Origin of the sequence: Spirillospora sp. NPDC029432, assembly GCF_040703975.1 — a bacterium.
In the GTDB taxonomy this organism is placed as follows: Bacteria; Actinomycetota; Actinomycetes; order Streptosporangiales; family Streptosporangiaceae; genus Spirillospora.
The window spans coordinates 1-16216 of the sequence record NZ_JBEZWH010000110.1; the positions used below are offsets into that span (position 1 = coordinate 1).

Sequence of the window (16216 nt, forward strand, 5' to 3'; positions counted from 1 at the left end):
GGTGAGTGGAGTTATGACGTGTGATCTTCCGACCAGGCCGCCCGGTACGGGAGGAGGCCGTACCGGGGCGGCCGGAGCGCGGGGAGCTCCGGCCGCCGGTACCGGCCGCGTCACGATCGGAACGCGAGTGACCGAGTCTCCCTCACATCGCGTGATCGAGTCCGGGCTTTCCGCTGATTCGTTCGTCCGGCGGCGACGGCGGTGACCGTTCGCGCGCCGGCTAGGCGGCCTGCGCCTTGTTGTAGAGGTTCTGCGCGTCGGCGCCGAAGTAGGGGCCGAACATGTGGGTGGGCAGGAAGTTGTACTTGAAGCTGTTGACCGAGTTCTGGATCCCGCTGCCGGTGCCCTCGTCGAAGCTGAGGAACCACGGGCCGCCGCTGGAGCCGCCGGTCATGTCGCAGGCGAGGCCGATGCCGCTGCTGAGCAGCGGGTCGTTGATGGCGCGGCCGCTGCAGTAGGTGAGCGTGGACCCGTCGTAGGGGGCCGCCGCCGGGTAGCCGAAGGCGTACATGGTCTGGCGGCGCGGCTGGTTGAACGCGATGCCCTGGCCGCCGACCGCGTCGACGAGCCTGCGGCCGTCCAGGGGGTTGACGACGGCGGCGCCGACGTCGTAGCTGATGTCCTCGGTGGCGGTCCACTGCGGGGTGGCGAGGGTCTGCCGGGCCGTCCAGGTGCCGTGCGGCCGGTCGCCGTCCTTGTAGCCGGGCACGAACACCCAGTTCGTGTGCCAGGCGCCGTCCAGCTTCACGCAGTGCCCGGCGGTGATCACCGTGCTGCGGTTGGCGCTGGTGACCGCGTCGCCCGAGCAGGAGGCGTTGCGCCCCTGGTAGGTGAAGAAGACGCGCCCGGCGGTACGGGCGACCGCCCCGCCGCCCGTCCAGGTGTCGCCGGTGCTGGGCAGGGCCTTGGTCGAGGGCGGCAGCACCTGCTCCAGGCCGCGGCGCACGGCGTCCTTGGCCGACTGCTTCTTCGCGCGGAAGAGGCGTTCCATCGGGGTGGCCGACCTCATGCGGTCGCGCGTCCAGTAGCCGGTGACGCGCTTCTGCGCCGCCTCGTCCGCCGCCTGCGTCCGCGCCCGCGGCGCCGGGGAGGGCGAGGCGGGGGCCGCCTGCGCGGGGACGGCGAGCAGCGGCAGCGCGAGCACGGCGCCGCCCAGCGCGGAGAGAACCATGACCCTGGGGCGGGGGGAGCGTTTCATGAGATCTCCGATGTGTCCGGGGATGAACGGAATGGAGTATCCGTCCGTGAGCGGACCGTAATTTCGGGGTCTGTCGGGCGGCTAGTGGCAGACATCGACAAAGGACCGGGCCCCGATCCACACCTTTGCCCGTCGCCGCAGGTCGCGGCGCGCGCGGCGGCCGGCCCCCGCGATGGCCGACAATGGGCGGGTGATGCCTTCTACGCGCGCCGGCGCCTCCCCGTCCCCGCAGCCCCCCGCCCGCCGCGACGTGGCGATCCTGGGGTCGACCGGATCGATCGGCACCCAGGCCCTCGACGTGATCCGCCGCAACCCCGGCCGGTTCCGGGTGACCGGGCTGGCGGCGGGCGGTGGCCGGGTGGACCTGCTGGCCGAGCAGGCGCTGGAGTTCCGTCCCGAGGTGGTCGCGGTGGCCCGCGCGTCCGCCGCCCAGGACCTCCAGCTGGCCTTCTACGCCGAGGCCCGCAAGCGCGGGTACGCCGCCGGCGAGTACGCCATCCCCAAGATCGTGGCAGGCCCCGAGGCGGTCGCCGAGGTCGCCGCGATGCCCTGCGACGTGGTGCTGAACGGCGTCACCGGCGCGCTCGGGCTGGCCTCGACGCTGGCCGCCCTGGACGCCGGCCGCACGCTCGCGCTGGCCAACAAGGAGTCGCTGATCGTCGGCGGGCCGCTGGTCAAGGAGCGCGCCCGGCCCGGCCAGATCGTCCCGGTGGACTCCGAGCACTCGGCGCTGGCCCAGTGCCTGCGCGGCGGCCGCGCGGACGAGGTGCGGCGGCTGGTGCTGACCGCCAGCGGCGGCCCGTTCCGCGGCCGTACCCGCGAGGAACTCGCCGGCGTCACGCCCGAGCAGGCGCTGAACCACCCGACCTGGGACATGGGCCCCGTCGTCACGATCAACTCCGCGACCCTGGTCAACAAGGGCCTGGAGGTGATCGAGGCGCACCTGCTGTTCGACGTGCCGTTCGACCGCATCGAGGTGATGGTGCACCCGCAGTCGGTGATCCACTCGATGGTGGAGTTCACCGACGGCTCGACGCTCGCCCAGGCCAGCCCGCCGGACATGCGGCTGCCGATCGCGCTCGGGATGGACTGGCCGGACCGCGTCCCGGACGCCGCGCCCGGCGTCGACTGGACGAGGGCGCACACGTGGGAGCTGTTCCCGCTGGACGGCGAGGCGTTCCCGGCCGTGGCGCTGGCCGCGCGGGTGGGCGAGACCGGCGGCACCGCGCCCGCCGTCTACAACGCCGCCAACGAGGAGTGCGTGGAGGCGTTCCGTACGGGACGGCTGCCGTTCCTGGGGATAGTCGACACGGTCGCGCGGGTAGTGGATGAGCACGGTGCGGGCGGCACGAGCGGTACGGGCGGCCTGACGCTGGACGACGTCCTGGCGGCCGACGCGTGGGCCCGCGCCAGGACGAGGGAGATCACGGGCCTGGCCTGACCCGGCCGGCCCCGCCGGAGACGCGGCTGCCGAGGGGAGGGGCGGATGGCCTTCCTCCTCGGCGCGCTCGCGTTCGTCGTCGCGCTGCTGGTGTCGGTCATGCTGCACGAGGCGGGGCACCTGCTGACCGCCAAGCGGTTCGGCATGAAGGCCACCCAGTACTTCGTCGGCTTCGGCCCCACGCTCTGGTCGCGCAGGCGCGGCGAGACCGAGTACGGGATCAAGGCGATCCCGCTCGGCGGCTTCGTCAAGATCGTCGGCTACACCTCGCTGGAGGAGATCGACGAGGCCGACCGGCCCCGCGCCTTCTACCGGCAGCCCGCCGGGCGGCGCGCCATCGTGATCGCCGCCGGCGTGGTGATCAACTTCGTGTTCGCGTTCCTGCTGCTCATGCTGATGGCGATGGCCATCGGGATCCGCGTGCCGGGCACCGCCACCACGACGGTCGACGAGGTCAGCCCGTGCGTCCCGGCGAACGCGCGGGCCGCCTGCCGGGAGGGCGACCCGCCCTCGCCGGCCGCCGCGGCGGGGCTGCGTGCCGGGGACCGGGTGGCGGCCTTCGGCGGGACCCGCGTCGCCGACTGGGCCCAGCTGCGGCGCGCCATCGCCGCGGCCCGTCCCGGCCAGACCGTGCCGATCGTCGTGGAACGGCCGGCCGGCGGGACCGTGCGGCAGATCACGCTGCACGCGCGGCTGGGGTCGGCGGGCGGCGAGCCGTTCCTCGGCATGTCGGCGAAGGTCGTCGGCGCCCGGTACGAGCGGGCCGGCCCGGTGAACGCGGCCGTCTTCGCCTCCCGCGTCATCGGCCGCACGGTCGCGGGCATCGGCGAGGCCCTGGCCGGCCTGCCCGCCGCGATCCCCGACCTGTTCTCCGCCGACCGCGGCAGCACCCCCGGCGGCCAGGTCGGCAGCGTCGTCGGCGCGACGGACGTGTCCGGCCAGATCTTCGCCTCCGACAGCACCTGGCAGGACAAGCTCGTCCTGTATCTGTCACTCGTCGTCTCGGTGAACATCTTCCTAGGGGCGCTCAACGTCATCCCGCTGCTGCCGCTGGACGGCGGGCACCTGGCGATCGTGGCGTACGAGCGTTCGCGCGCCCTGGCGGCGCGGCTGCGCGGCCGACCCGATCCCGGCACGGTGGACGTCGCCAAGCTGATGCCCGTCACGTACGTGGTGGTGCTGCTGCTGATCGGCCTCGGCCTGCTGCTCATCCTCGCGGACCTGATCAATCCGCTCCGCCTACCCGAATAGTTCACTCTGCGTAATCAATCGGCAGCTATATGTATCTGAGGGTGAATGCCGTCCGCGTCACGCCATGGCCCGGGGGCGCTTAGGGTAGGCGGAGGGTCATTTTTAGGGAGAGGGATGAGCGTTTCACTCGGAATTCCGGCCGTCCGCGGCAAGGGGGACGAGCAGGGCGCGCCGCGCCTCGCTGTGCCGCGCCGCGCGTCCCGGCAGATCATGGTGGGCAACGTCCCGGTGGGCGGGGACGCCCCCGTCTCCGTCCAGTCGATGACCACGACGCTGACCGCCGACGTCAACTCCACGCTGCAGCAGATCGCCGAGCTGGCGGCGTCCGGCTGCCAGATCGTCCGGGTCGCCTGCCCGTCGCAGGACGACGCCGACGCGCTGCCCGCGATCGCCCGCAAGTCGCCGATCCCCGTGATCGCCGACATCCACTTCCAGCCCAAGTACGTCTTCGCGGCGATCGACGCCGGCTGCGCGGCCGTCCGGGTCAACCCCGGCAACATCAAGAAGTTCGACGACAAGGTCGGCGAGATCGCCAAGGCCGCGTCGGACGCGGGCGTGCCGATCCGGATCGGCGTCAACGCCGGCTCGCTGGACAAGCGGCTGCTGGAGAAGTACGGCAAGGCCACCCCCGAGGCGCTGGTGGAGTCGGCGCTGTGGGAGTGCTCGCTGTTCGAGGAGCACGGCTTCCGGGACATCAAGATCTCGGTCAAGCACAACGACCCGGTGGTGATGATCGAGGCGTACCGGCAGCTGGCCGCCGCCTGCGACTACCCCCTGCACCTGGGCGTCACCGAGGCCGGCCCGGCCTTCCAGGGCACGATCAAGTCGTCGGTGGCGTTCGGCGCGCTGCTGAGCCAGGGCATCGGCGACACGATCCGGGTCTCGCTGTCGGCGCCTCCGGTCGAGGAGGTCAAGGTCGGCAACCAGATCCTGGAGTCGCTCGGGCTGCGCGAGCGCGGCCTGGAGATCGTCTCCTGCCCGTCCTGCGGGCGCGCGCAGGTCGACGTCTACACGCTGGCCGAGCAGGTCACCGCCGGGCTCAAGGACTTCCCGGTGCCGCTGCGGGTGGCCGTCATGGGCTGCGTCGTGAACGGGCCGGGCGAGGCCCGCGAGGCCGACCTGGGCGTGGCGTCCGGCAACGGCAAGGGCCAGATCTTCGTCAAGGGCGAGGTCGTCAAGACCGTGCCCGAGGCGCAGATCGTGGAGACGCTGATCGAGGAGGCGATGCGGATCGCCGACGAGATGGGCATCGAGATCGGCGAGGACGGCACCGTCGGCGGCCCCGGCGCGGAGGTCGTCGTCGGCTGACCCGAGGCGCCCGGCGCCGCCACCCGCTTCACCGAAGGCCCCTGGGGAGACCCGGGGGCCTTTCGCCGTCCGCACGCGCCTCCGGCGCCACGCCCGCACCCGCACCCGCGCGCCCGAACGTGTGAGCTGTAACGCCGGGTTCCGCGAAGCTTGTCACGATTTCGCATCCACTGACGACAGCCCCTGCCGTCCGCGCTGGACCAAGCGCAACAATCTCCACCGATCGTACATATCGCTCTTACCGGAGCGGCTCCCACCGATCGCGCGCCGGCCCGCGGCGCCGGCGTTGGCGTGCCACCGGTGATCGAGGGGGTTCGTTGAAGAGGCTCGTTCTCATCACGGCGGCCACGGCGGTGGGGGTGGGCGGCACGGCCGCCGCCGTCTCCGCCGGTGTGGCGCCCGCGCGGACCGCGGCCCCGGCCGCGGCGTCGAGCATCGCGTGGGGCGCCTGCCCCACGGACGTGACCGGCGGCGCCTACCTGAAGAACGCCGAATGCGGCCAGGTCGAGGTGCCGCTGGACTACGGCAAGCCCGGCGGGCGCAAGATCTCTGTCGCGGTGTCCCGGGTCAAGGCCACCGACCGGGCCAACTACCAGGGCGTCCTGCTGGGCAACCCGGGCGGCCCCGGCGGCAGCGGCCTGTACCTGTCCGGCGGGCTGGCGTCCTGGCTGCCCAAGGAGGTCGCGGCCCGCTACGACATCATCGGCTTCGACCCGCGCGGCGTGGAGTCCAGCAAGCCCGCGATCAGCTGCGTGCCCGGCTACTCCGACCCGACCCGCCCGGACTACGTCCCGGCGAACGCCAAGGAGGAGAAGGCCTGGCTGGCCCGCTCCAAGGCGTACGCCGACGCGTGCCAGGAGAAGTTCGGCTGGTTGCTGCCGCACATGCGCACCACGAACACGGCCCGCGACGTCGACGCGATCCGCAAGGCCCTGGGCGCGCCGCAGATCAGCTACTACGGCTTCTCGTACGGGACGTACCTCGGCGCCACCTACGCGACGATGTTCCCGAAGAACGTCAAGCGGATGGTCTGGGACGGCAACGTCGACTCCCGCAACGTCTGGTACGAGGGCCAGCTCCGCCAGAACGAGGCGTTCGAGCGGAACATGAAGCTGTGGTGGGGCTGGGTCGCCAAGTACGACTCGATCTACCACCTCGGCACGACGGCGAAGCAGGTCGAGGCGGCCTACTACAAGGCCCGCGCCGCCGCCGAGAAGGCCCCGATCGGCGGCAAGATCGGCCCGTCCGAGCTGGACGACATCATGCTGAGCGCGGGGTACAACACCTCGTACTACATCCCGTTCGCGCAGATCCTCTCCGCGTGGGTGACCAAGAAGGACCCGGCCCCGCTGCTGGAGTGGGTGAGCGAGGGCGGCGGCGACAACTCCCTGGCCGTCTACCTGGCCGTGCAGGGCGTGGACGCGCCGTGGCCGCCCAAGTGGAAGACCTGGCACCGCGACGCGGCCCGCCAGTACGCGAGCGGGATCCGCTTCAACAGCTGGTCGAACACCTGGTTCAACGCGCCGATCCACTACTGGGGCGCCAAGGCCGGCCCGGCGGTCGGGCTGGGCGACAAGCGGAAGCAGGTCGCGCCGTTCCTGCTGGTCCAGTCCACGCTGGACGCCGCCACGCCGTACTCGGGCGGCCCGCAGATGCGCAAGCTGTTCCCGTCCGCGACGCTGCTCGCCGAGCAGGGCGGCAAGACCCACAGCAACACGCTGAACGGCAACGCCTGCCTGGACGACAAGGTCGCCGCGTACCTGGCCGACGGGACGCTCGCGCCCCGCAGGCCGGGGAACGGCGCCGACGTGTCCTGCGACGCGCTGCCCGCGCTGAACGACCCCAACCCCAACGCCGTGAAGGCCGCCGGGAAGGCCCAGGGCAAGGACGTGCCGATCGGCCGCCCGTAGCCCGTCCGGAATGAGCGGAGCCGCCGGTGCGCTGGGGAAGCGCACCGGCGGTTCGCCATATCGGGGGAGTGCCCGAAGAAGCCGGAAAACCCGGGTATCGCGGGGAATCGCGCGAACCCCGGGGGTGCGGGACGGGGCGTCCCCGCGCCGGTAGAAAACGCTGGTGCCGAACGCCCTGAAGACGACCGCCGCCGCCGCCGGGCTGGCCGCGGCCGCCACCGCCGCCGTCGCCGCGACCCTCTCCCCGCCCGCCGCGCTGGGCGACACGCCCCGTACCGGCCGCGCCGCGCCCGCCGCCGCGCCCCGGATCGCCTGGAAGCCGTGCCCGGAGAAGGACAGGGTGCTGCAGGGCGCCCTCAAGGGGCTGGAGTGCGGGACCCTCCGCGTCCCGCTCGACCACGGCCGACCGGCCGGCGAGAAGATCACCCTGGCGCTGACCCGGGCCCGGCACACCGCGGCGCGCTCCCAGGGCGCGGTCCTGCTCAACCGCGGCGGCCCCGGCGCGCACGGCCGCGACCTGCCGAGGCTCTTCACCGCGATGCTGCCCAAGGACGTCGCGGGCCGCTACGACTGGATCGGCTACGACCCGCGCGGCGTCGGCGCCAGCAGGCCCGCGATGGTCTGCGACACCACGTACCAGAACCCGGGCCGCCCCAGGGCCGACACGATCCCCGCCAACCGGGCGGAGGAGGAGGCCTGGCAGAAGCGGGCGCGCAAGTACGCCGCCGACTGCGGCGCCGACTATGGGAAACTCCTCCCGCACATGGGCACCCGCGCCTGGGTGCGCGACCTTGACGCGATCCGCGCCGCGCTCGGGCAGGAGAAGCTCGACTTCTTCGGCTACTCGTACGGGTCGTACCTCGGCGCCGCCTACGCGACCGCCTACCCGCGCCGCGTCGGGCGGATGGTGCTCGACAGCGTGGTCCGGCCCAGCGGCGTCTGGTACGCCAACAACCTCGACCAGAACGTCGCGTTCGAGAAGCGCATCCGGACGTACTTCTCCTGGATCGCCCGCCATCACAAGACCTACGGGCTGGGCCGCACCCGGCAGGCGGTCGCCGCCTCGTACGCCCGGGCGAGGGCGGCGCTCAAGGCGAAGCCGGCGAAGGGGAGGTTCGGCGCGAGCGAGCTGGACGACCTGTTCCTGATCAACGGCTACATCGACCAGACGTGGCCGGCGCACGCCCGCGCGCTCTCCGCGTACGTCCGCAAGAAGAACGCGGGCCCGCTCCTGGCGCAGTGGCGGCCGCCGGGCTGGCTGGAGCAGAACAACTACGCCGTCTACAACGCCGTCCAGTGCCGGGACGCGGCCTGGCCCCGCGACTGGGAGACCTGGCACCGCGACAACTGGCGGCTCTACCGGTCCGGCTACCGCTTCGAGACGTGGAGCAACGCCTGGTACAACGCTCCCTGCGCCTTCTGGCCGGTCCCGGGCGGGCCCCGCCCGGAGGTGCGCGGCGGCCCCGGGACGCCGCCGATCCTGCTCCTGCAGGCCACGGAGGACGCCGCCACGCCGTACGAGGGCGCCCTGGAGACGCACCGGCTCTTCCCGACCTCGCGCCTGGTCGTCCAGTCCGGGGGCGGGAACCACGGGATCGCGATGAACGGCGACAGGTGCCTCGACGGCGCCGTGGCGGCCTACTTCCGGGACGGCACGCTGCCCGCCTCCCGTCCCGGCCCGGACGCCACCTGCCCCGCCGGCCCGCCGCCCGCGGCCGGGAGGGCGAAGAAGGGCGGGCCCGCGGCGAGCACGGGCCACCGCCGCGGCGCGAGTCTTGATACCGCCCGGTAAGGAGCCGGTTGGCGCGCTCTGAGGGGGAACGTCATAGGCTTGTGAGCGTGGTGCTGAAAGCCGAGACGAGCGTGCGGCCGCACGTCCCAGACCGGGTCCGGTAGGCCATGCGGATGCTGGGGTCGTTGCCGGTACGCGTACTGGACGACCGGCACCGGGCGGAGGCGCTGGCCATCCTGGACGCCGACCCGGTCGCGAACGTGTTCGTCAGCTCCCGCGTCCACGCCGCGGGGCTCGACCCCCGCCGCCTGGGCGCGCAGATGTGGGGCTACCTGCGGGACGGGCGGCTGGTGTCGCTGTGCTACTCCGGCGCCAACCTGGTGCCCGTCGCCGCCACCTCCGACGCCGTGCGGGCGTTCGCCGAGCGCGCGCAGGCCCAGGGCCGCCGGTGCTCGTCCATCGTCGGGCCGGTCGATGCGGTCGGCGAGCTGTGGGACATGCTCGCCCCGTACTGGGGCCCGCCGCGGGCGATCCGCACGGCGCAGCCGGTGATGTCGACCTCCACGATGCCGCCGGTGGCCGCCGACCACCGCGTCCGGCAGGTGCGGATGGACGAGTTCGACATCGTCTACCCGGCCTGCGTGGCGATGTTCACCGAGGAGGTCGGCGTCTCCCCGAACTCGGGCGACGGCGGCGTCCTCTACCGGGCCCGGGTCGCCGAGCTGATCAGGGCGGGGCGGGCGTTCGCCCGGATCGAGGACGGCCGGGTGATGTTCAAGGCCGAGGTCGGCGCCGTCACCCCGCACGCGTGCCAGGTGCAGGGCGTCTGGGTGCCGCCCGACCTGCGCGGCCAGGGGCTGTCGGTGCACGGCATGGCGGCCCTGGTCGAGGAGGCGCTGCGCTCGATCGCGCCGTCGGTCTCGCTGTACGTCAACGACTTCAACACCCGGGCCCGCGCCACGTACCGGCGGGTCGGCTTCACCGAGATCGACACCTTCATGTCGGTGCTCTTCTAGAGGGCGGGCGGCTAAAATCCGCCCGTGGAGTTCGCCGGGGCGCTGCGGCAGGCCATCCAGGCCAGCGGGCTGACCCTGGAGCGGATCCGCCACCGGCTCGCCCTGCGCGGCCTCACGGTCAGCGTGGCGTCGCTGAGCTACTGGCAGCGCGGCCGCAGCCGGCCGCGCTCGCGCGCCGTGGTCACGACGCTGGAGGAGATCCTGCACGTCCCGGCGGGGGCCCTGACCGCGCTGCTGGACGATCCGGCACCGGCGACGACCCCCGGGCGCGGCGCCCTGCCGCCGCTCCCGCCCGGCCGGCCCGCGAGCGCCCCCGGCCTGTGGGCGGACCCCGAGCGGTACGCGCGCGTGGTCGGGCAGCTGGATCGTTCCGGTGACCACCGCCTGGAACGGCTGAGCGTCCACGACGTCTACCGCCTGGGCCCGGACCGGCGGCCCCGTTCGCTGGCCGTGCGGGAGGTGTTGCGGGCGACCGGCGACGACATCGACCGGGTGGTGCGCGTCCATCCGGTGTGCGGTGCGGAGCCGGGGCTCACGGGGCTGCGCTACTGCCGTTCCGGCCGGGTCCGGACCGAGGCGGCCGGCGGCGACGGGGGCGACGGCCTCGCCGGCTTCGAGCTGATCTTCGATCGGGTGCTGGCGGCCGGCGACACCGCCGTGATCGAGTACGAGCTGACCCGCCCGGGGGAGGGCTACGAGCGGCGCTTTCCGCGCCCGGTCCGCGACTACCTCGCCGTCGTGCAGTTCCACGCGGAGACGCTGCCGGCCCGCTGCTACGGGTACGCGCGGGAGGGCGCGGGCGCCCCGCCGCGGCGGCTGGCGGAGCTGTGGATCGGCTCCTCGGGCAGCGCCCATCTGGCGCTCGGCGACGTCCGGCGCGGGATCGTCGGCGTCGAGTGGGAATGGGACTGAACCGGCCGCGGGATCGGCGACGCAGGGGGCGTGTTGTAGAAAGTTGCCCATTGGTTTTGTGAGCCGGTGGCCTTACATTGAGCGCGGAAGTTCCAACTGCTGTTGTCAAGGCCGATCACGGGGGCCGGCCGGACGCGATCCGGAGGCGATAGCGGTGCAGAGCGTCACGGAGGACGATCTCCTCCAGATGCTGCAGTACGGTCCTTTCAACGTCGCCCTGCACGCGGCGATCCAGGCCCGCGGTCTCAGCCTGGAGGCGCTGCGCCGCCGGCTGGAGGAGCAGGGCATCGCGGTCAGCCTGTCGACGCTCAGCTACTGGCAGCGCGGCCGGACGCGGCCCGAGCGCGCCGACTCGCTACGCGCCGTACGGGCCCTGGAGATGATCCTCGCCCTGCCCCGGCACTCCCTCGTCACCCTGCTGCGGCCGGGCTCCGAGCGGGCGGCGGGCCCGTGGCTGCCGGTGGAGGCGCTGTGCCCGGAGCCGGGCGTGCGCGATCTGATGGAGGAGATCGGCGAGCCGGGCGAGCGCCGGCTGACCGGCCTCAGCCTGCACGACCAGCACACCATCGGCCCCCGCCGGGAGCTGCGCGAGGTGCGCAGCCGGGCGGTGTTCCAGGCTCAGCAGCGCGGCGTGGACCGCTGGATCGCCGTGTACCACCATCCGCACGGGCTGCTGCCCTCGTCCCGAACGGCCCGCGGCTGCCGGTTCGGCCGGGTCCGGGCGGACGAGGCCAGCGGGCTGATCGCGGCGGAGCTGCTGTTCGACCGGGCGCTCGGCCGCGGCGAGACGTACCTGCTGGAGTACGGCTTCGGGTTCGACGGCACGGGCCCGCCGGTGTCGGAGGAGGGCCGCGGGTTCCGCACCCCGCAGCACGAGTTCCTGATGGAGGTGCGCTTCCATCCGGCGGCGCTGCCCGCCCGCTGCTACCGCACCTGGCGCCCGGACGCGCAGACCGCCCTCAAGGACGCCGCGGACCTGCGGCCGTCCAGCTACCACAGCGTCCACTTCATCGAGTTCGGCGTGGCGGCCGGCTACCACGGCATGCGCTGGGAATGGGACTAGCGGGCCGGTGGGCGCCCGGGCGGGCTACTTCACCAGCAGGTCCAGCAGCCTTTCGAGTTCGGCGGCCGGGTCGCCGGTGAGGCCCGCGTGGACGGGTCCCGGCTGGACGATCGTGCTGCGCGGCGCGGTCAGCCAGCGGAACCGGCTGCCCTGCGGCTCGTCCGCCGCCTGCCCGGCCCGCTCCCCGCCGCAGCACAGCGCGTCCACCGCCCGCAGCGCCGCCCGCACGCCGTCCAGGTCGAGGGCGGGGTCGAGGGCCCGCAGGCGAGCCTCGTCCAGATGGCTCCGGCAGCCGAGGAAGTCGAGGGCCCGGCAGTACACGACGACGCCGACGTTCATCGCCTCGCCGCGCTCCACCCGGGGCACGACCCGCAGCGCCGCGTACTCGAAGACGGTGCCGGCTTTCGGGGTCACGCGGGGCCTCCCAGCCAGCCGGGGCGGTTCTCGCCGCGCCGCGCGCGGGTGTCGGGACGGCGGTGGCTGACGGACAGCTCGGGCAGCCACTCGCGCGGCGCGGCCGCGCGCCCCGCCAGCAGCTCGACGTAGGCGTCGCGGAGGGCGTCCACCGTGTCGAAGCCGGGCTCGTTCTCCAGCCAGAGGTCTGGGACGAGGCCGACGACCTCTTGCAGCAGGCCCTCGGTGACCCGGGGGAGCAGTTCGGCCTCGGCGTCGGCGAGCTTGGCCGCCCACGGGGTCAGGACGTGGTCGTCCACGTCGTAGGCGCCGGCGAAGACCTTCGCGGCGTTCCGCCAGGCGTGGTGGAAGTAGAGGCTGGCGCCGTGGTCGATCAGCCAGACGTCGCCGTGCCAGACCAGCATGTTGGGGTTGCGCCAGCTGCGGTCGACGTTGCCGATGAACGCGTCGAACCACAGCACGCGGGACGCGAACAGCGCGTCCGGCGACCAGCCCAGGGGGTCGAAGCCGAGCGAGCCGGGCAGGAAGTCGACGCCGAGGTTGCGCCCGGTGCTGGCCTTGAGGAGGTCCTGGACGTCGGGGTCGGGCTCGTGCCGGCCGATCACCGGGTCCAGCTCGATGACCACCTGGTCGGGGACCCGGAGCCCGAGCCGGCGGGCCAGCTCGCCCGCGATCACCTCGGCGATCAGGGCCTTGCGGCCCTGCCCGGCGCCGTGGAACTTCATCACGTAGGTGCCGAGGTCGTCGGCCTCGACGATGCCCGGCAGCGACCCGCCCTCGCGCAGCGGTGTCACGTACCGGACGGCGGTCACAAGGGGCAGCACGGGGCCAACGCTATCGGAGGCCGGGGACGGCGGGATAATCGGCGCATGGCGGTTGAGCTGGTGGATCTGTCGGTCCCGGTCGTCTCGGGGATGCCGGTGTACCCGGGCGACCCCGAGGTGGTGGTCGCGCCCGCGCTCACGGTGACGAACTCCGGGGTGAACGTGCGGCGCCTGCACATGGGCTCGCAGACGGGGACGCACGTGGACGCCCCGTACCACGTGGACGACGAGCTGCCGCGCCTGGACCGGCTGCCGCTCGACCGGTTCACCGGCCCGGCGGTCGTCGCCGACGCGCGCGGGCTGCCGCCCCGTACGGCGATCGGCCCCGAGGTGCTGCCGGAGGGGCTCGGGCCCGGGACCGTGCTGCTGATCGCGACGGGCTGGTCGCGGCACTGGGGGAGCGCGGAGTACCTCGCGCACCCGTACCCGTCGGCCGAGACCGCTGAGGCGATCGTGGCGGCGGGCGTCCGGACGGTCGGGATCGACGCGCTGAGCGTGGACCGCACGCCGCCGCCCGGCGGCGGGGACTTCTCGCTGGCCGCGCACCGCGTGCTGTGCGGGGCGCACGCGGTGATCGCCGAGAACCTCACCGGGCTGGACCGGCTGCTGGCGGCGCAGGACGCGGGGCGTCCCGTGGAGGTGTCGCTGTTCCCGATCCGGCTGGACGGCGACGGCGCCCCGGTGCGGGCGGTGGCCCGGATCGGCTGAGCAACCGCTTGGTGGCTAATGTGGCGGCCATGAGGCTGGGGATCACGCTGTTCACGACCGACCGCACCATCACCGCGCACGAGCTGGCGGCCGCCGCCGAGGAGCGCGGGTTCGCCTCGCTGTACGTCCCCGAGCACACCCACATCCCGGTGTCCCGGCTGACGGCACCGCCGACCGGCGTGGACCGGCTGCCCGACGAGTACGCCCGCACCACCGACCCCCTGGTGTCGCTGGCCGCCGCGGCGGCGGTCACCGAGCGGATCCGGCTCGGGACGGGCGTGTCCCTGCCCGCACAGCGCGACCCGATCGTCACCGCCAAGGCGATCGCCACGCTCGACCGGATCGCGGGCGGCCGCTTCACCCTCGGCGTCGGGTACGGCTGGAACGCCGAGGAGGCCGCCGACCACGGCGTCCCCTGGAAGCGGCGGCGCGCCGTGGTCCGCGAGCACGTGCTGGCCATGCGCGAGCTGTGGACGCGCGAGGAGGCGTCGTTCAAGGGGGAGTTCGTGGCGTTCGAGGCGTCCTGGAGCTGGCCCAAGCCCGCCGCGCGGATCCCGGTGCTGCTCGGCGGGGCGCCGGGCCCGACGCTGTTCGCGCACATCGCCGAGTACGGCGACGGCTGGATGCCGATCGGCGGCGCCGGGGTCCGCGAGGCGCTGCCCGCGCTGCGCGAGGCGTGCGCCGCCGCCGGCCGCGAGCCGGTCCCCGTCGTCCCGTTCGGGACGGTCCCCAGCCGGGAGAAGCTCGACCACTTCGCCTCGCTGGGGATCGAGGAGGTCGTCCTGCGCGTGCCCGCCGGGGAGCGGGACGAGGTGCTGCCCGTCCTGGACGAGTACGCGCGGACCTACCTGCCGGTCACTTGATCATGGGGAAGCAGAAGAAGGCGGGGAACCGGTAGTAGGCGCCCTTGCCGGCCTTCACCGCGCCCAGGATCAGGAACACCCACTGCCCGATCGCGTCCGCGAAGTAGAGCAGGAACAGCGGGACGATCCACACGGGGCTGTCGAACACGATCGCCAGCGGGATGAACACCGCGCACAGCACCACCAGATGGATCAGGATCGTGATCTGGTAGTTGAGCGCCTGGGCCGCGTGGAAGCGGCTGAACGCCGACTCGCGCTTCTTGACGAAGTAGATGATCAGCGGCGCCAGGAAGCCGAGGAGCAGCGTCCCGAGGTAGGCCATCATCGCCCACGTGGTGTCGTCGCCGGAGACCTGCTGCCCGGGGCCGTACGGGACGCCGGGCGGGCCGTACCCGTAGCGCGGGTCGTACGGCGGCGGCTGCCCGCCCCCGGGAGGCTGACCCCCGCCGGGCGGCGGGCCGTACCCGTGAGGCGGCCCGTAGCCGGGAGGCGGGCCGTACCCGGGTGGCGGGGGCGCGCCGGGAGGCTGCCCGTAGGGCGTGTCGTACGGCGGTGGCTGGTCTGTCACTGCTCATCCCATCGTCCTGCGGGAGCTCGTTCCGGCAATCTATCCGAACCGGGCGAAGCGGACCGGCGTCCCACCTGAAAGGGAGGGCTCATGTCGGCGTCCGAAGGACCCAGGCAAGGACTCAGGGCGGCGGATCCGGCCGCGATCGGGCCGTACCGCCTCCTCGGCAGGCTCGGCGAGGGCGGCCAGGGCGTCGTCTACCGCGCCGAGGAACCGCGCGGCGGCGGGACCGTCGCGGTCAAGCGGCTGCGCGCCGGGCTCGGCGACGACCCCGAGGCCCGCGCCCGCTTCATCCGCGAGCTGGACACCGCCAAGCGCGTCGCGCGGTTCTGCACCGCGGCCGTGCTGGACGCCGACGTGGACGGCGACCGGCCGTACATCGTGAGCGAGTACGTCGACGGGCCCTCGCTCGCCCGCGTGGTCCGGGAGCGGGGGCCGCGCGGCGGCGGCGCGCTCGACCGGCTCGCGGTCGGCACCGCGGCCGCGCTGGTGGCCATCCACCAGGCCGGCGTGGTGCACCGCGACTTCAAGCCGCACAACGTGCTGCTCGGCCCGGACGGGCCGCGCGTCATCGACTTCGGCATCGCCCGCGCGCTGGACGCCGGGACGATCACCTCCAGCGGCCAGGGCGTCGGCACGCCCGCCTACATGGCCCCCGAGCAGCTGCGCGGCGAGCGCGCCGGCCCGGCCGCCGACGTGTTCGCGTGGGCGGGGACGATGGTGTTCGCGTCCTGCGGCCGCCCGCCGTTCGGGAGCGACAACCTGCAGGCCGTCGCGTACCGCGTCCAGACCGGGGAGCCCGATCTCGGCGCCCTGGAGGGGCCGCTGCGCGAGCTGGCCGCGCGCTGCCTGAGCAAGGACCCGGCGCTGCGCCCGCCCGCCTCGGAGATCCTGCGCACCCTGCTCGGCGAGGGGGAGCCGCAGGCCACCGGCCCGGTGGCGCCCGCCGTCCTGGAGGCCGCGGCGGCGGTCGGCCCGGTCGCGCCGGACGGGGCCGCGGCCACGACC

Annotated in this window: 15 protein-coding genes; 11 read left to right on the forward strand and 4 right to left on the reverse strand. The window is 73.7% G+C overall.

Features of this window, described 5'->3' with window-relative positions; all coding sequences use genetic code 11:
- Positions 1-220 precede the first annotated feature (220 nt).
- Positions 221-1198 (reverse strand): peptidase, encoded by a 978-nt coding sequence (locus tag AB0881_RS40010; RefSeq protein ID WP_366625912.1) that lies wholly within the window; start codon positions 1196-1198, stop codon positions 221-223.
- Between the two features lie 193 nt (positions 1199-1391).
- On the opposite strand from AB0881_RS40010, the gene dxr reads away from it, so the two are divergent.
- From dxr to AB0881_RS40050, 8 genes are all read left to right on the forward strand, one after another.
- Positions 1392-2639: a 1-deoxy-D-xylulose-5-phosphate reductoisomerase gene (gene dxr / locus AB0881_RS40015; protein ID WP_366625914.1), complete on the forward strand. Its 1248-nt coding sequence runs from the start codon at positions 1392-1394 to the stop codon at positions 2637-2639.
- A 45-nt stretch (positions 2640-2684) separates the two neighbouring features.
- Complete coding sequence (locus AB0881_RS40020; protein WP_366625916.1) at positions 2685-3890, forward strand: site-2 protease family protein; 1206 nt, start codon at positions 2685-2687, stop codon at positions 3888-3890.
- A 114-nt stretch (positions 3891-4004) separates the two neighbouring features.
- Positions 4005-5198, forward strand: coding sequence for a flavodoxin-dependent (E)-4-hydroxy-3-methylbut-2-enyl-diphosphate synthase (gene ispG / locus AB0881_RS40025; protein ID WP_366625918.1), 1194 nt, complete (start codon positions 4005-4007; stop codon positions 5196-5198).
- A gap of 317 nt (positions 5199-5515) precedes the next feature.
- On the forward strand, positions 5516-7108 hold the full coding sequence (locus tag AB0881_RS40030; protein ID WP_366625920.1) for an alpha/beta fold hydrolase: 1593 nt from the start codon (positions 5516-5518) through the stop codon (positions 7106-7108).
- 163 nt (positions 7109-7271) lie between these two features.
- Positions 7272-8900: an alpha/beta hydrolase gene (locus AB0881_RS40035; RefSeq protein WP_366625922.1), complete on the forward strand. Its 1629-nt coding sequence runs from the start codon at positions 7272-7274 to the stop codon at positions 8898-8900.
- 113 nt (positions 8901-9013) lie between these two features.
- The gene (locus AB0881_RS40040) at positions 9014-9856 is read left to right on the forward strand and encodes a GNAT family N-acetyltransferase (RefSeq protein ID WP_366625924.1); all 843 of its coding nucleotides are present in this window, start codon (positions 9014-9016) and stop codon (positions 9854-9856) included.
- A 24-nt stretch (positions 9857-9880) separates the two neighbouring features.
- Complete coding sequence (locus tag AB0881_RS40045; protein ID WP_366625926.1) at positions 9881-10768, forward strand: hypothetical protein; 888 nt, start codon at positions 9881-9883, stop codon at positions 10766-10768.
- Between the two features lie 154 nt (positions 10769-10922).
- Positions 10923-11831, forward strand: coding sequence for a hypothetical protein (locus tag AB0881_RS40050; protein WP_366625928.1), 909 nt, complete (start codon positions 10923-10925; stop codon positions 11829-11831).
- Between the two features lie 24 nt (positions 11832-11855).
- Here AB0881_RS40050 and AB0881_RS40055 read toward each other — a convergent pair whose 3' ends face one another.
- Together AB0881_RS40055 and AB0881_RS40060 are read right to left on the reverse strand one after the other, a co-directional pair.
- Complete coding sequence (locus AB0881_RS40055) at positions 11856-12245, reverse strand: DUF3037 domain-containing protein (RefSeq protein ID WP_366625930.1); 390 nt, start codon at positions 12243-12245, stop codon at positions 11856-11858.
- Positions 12242-13069 (reverse strand): HipA family kinase, encoded by an 828-nt coding sequence (locus AB0881_RS40060; RefSeq protein ID WP_366625932.1) that lies wholly within the window; start codon positions 13067-13069, stop codon positions 12242-12244. Before AB0881_RS40060 ends, AB0881_RS40055 begins: the two co-directional genes overlap by 4 nt.
- 45 nt (positions 13070-13114) lie before the next feature.
- Here AB0881_RS40060 and AB0881_RS40065 point away from each other — a divergent pair, with 45 nt between their 5' ends.
- Positions 13115-13777, forward strand: coding sequence for a cyclase family protein (locus AB0881_RS40065; RefSeq protein ID WP_366625934.1), 663 nt, complete (start codon positions 13115-13117; stop codon positions 13775-13777).
- Positions 13778-13806: 29 nt separating this feature from the next.
- Positions 13807-14640, forward strand: a complete 834-nt coding sequence (locus tag AB0881_RS40070) for a TIGR03619 family F420-dependent LLM class oxidoreductase (protein WP_366625936.1) — start codon at positions 13807-13809, stop codon at positions 14638-14640.
- Here AB0881_RS40070 and AB0881_RS40075 read toward each other — a convergent pair.
- Positions 14633-15208 carry a DUF4870 domain-containing protein gene (locus tag AB0881_RS40075; RefSeq protein ID WP_366625938.1) on the reverse strand — a complete coding sequence of 192 codons (576 nt, stop codon included), beginning with the start codon at positions 15206-15208 and terminating at the stop codon, positions 14633-14635. The genes AB0881_RS40070 and AB0881_RS40075 overlap by 8 nt on opposite strands.
- 90 nt (positions 15209-15298) lie before the next feature.
- On the opposite strand from AB0881_RS40075, the gene AB0881_RS40080 reads away from it, so the two are divergent.
- Positions 15299-16216 (forward strand): serine/threonine-protein kinase (locus AB0881_RS40080; protein WP_366625940.1); only part of this gene is annotated, 918 nt, incomplete at its 3' end.

Excerpts from the sequence above, each read along its gene's own strand:
- AB0881_RS40010 (WP_366625912.1), bottom strand. The coding sequence starts at position 1,198 with ATGAAACGCTCCCCCCGCCCCAGGGTCATGGTTCTCTCCGCGCTGGGC.
- dxr (WP_366625914.1), top strand. The coding sequence starts at position 1,392 with ATGCCTTCTACGCGCGCCGGCGCCTCCCCGTCCCCGCAGCCCCCCGCC.
- AB0881_RS40020 (WP_366625916.1), top strand. The coding sequence starts at position 2,685 with ATGGCCTTCCTCCTCGGCGCGCTCGCGTTCGTCGTCGCGCTGCTGGTG.
- ispG (WP_366625918.1), top strand. The coding sequence starts at position 4,005 with ATGAGCGTTTCACTCGGAATTCCGGCCGTCCGCGGCAAGGGGGACGAG.
- AB0881_RS40040 (WP_366625924.1), top strand. The coding sequence starts at position 9,014 with ATGCTGGGGTCGTTGCCGGTACGCGTACTGGACGACCGGCACCGGGCG.
- AB0881_RS40065 (WP_366625934.1), top strand. The coding sequence starts at position 13,115 with ATGGCGGTTGAGCTGGTGGATCTGTCGGTCCCGGTCGTCTCGGGGATG.
- AB0881_RS40070 (WP_366625936.1), top strand. The coding sequence starts at position 13,807 with ATGAGGCTGGGGATCACGCTGTTCACGACCGACCGCACCATCACCGCG.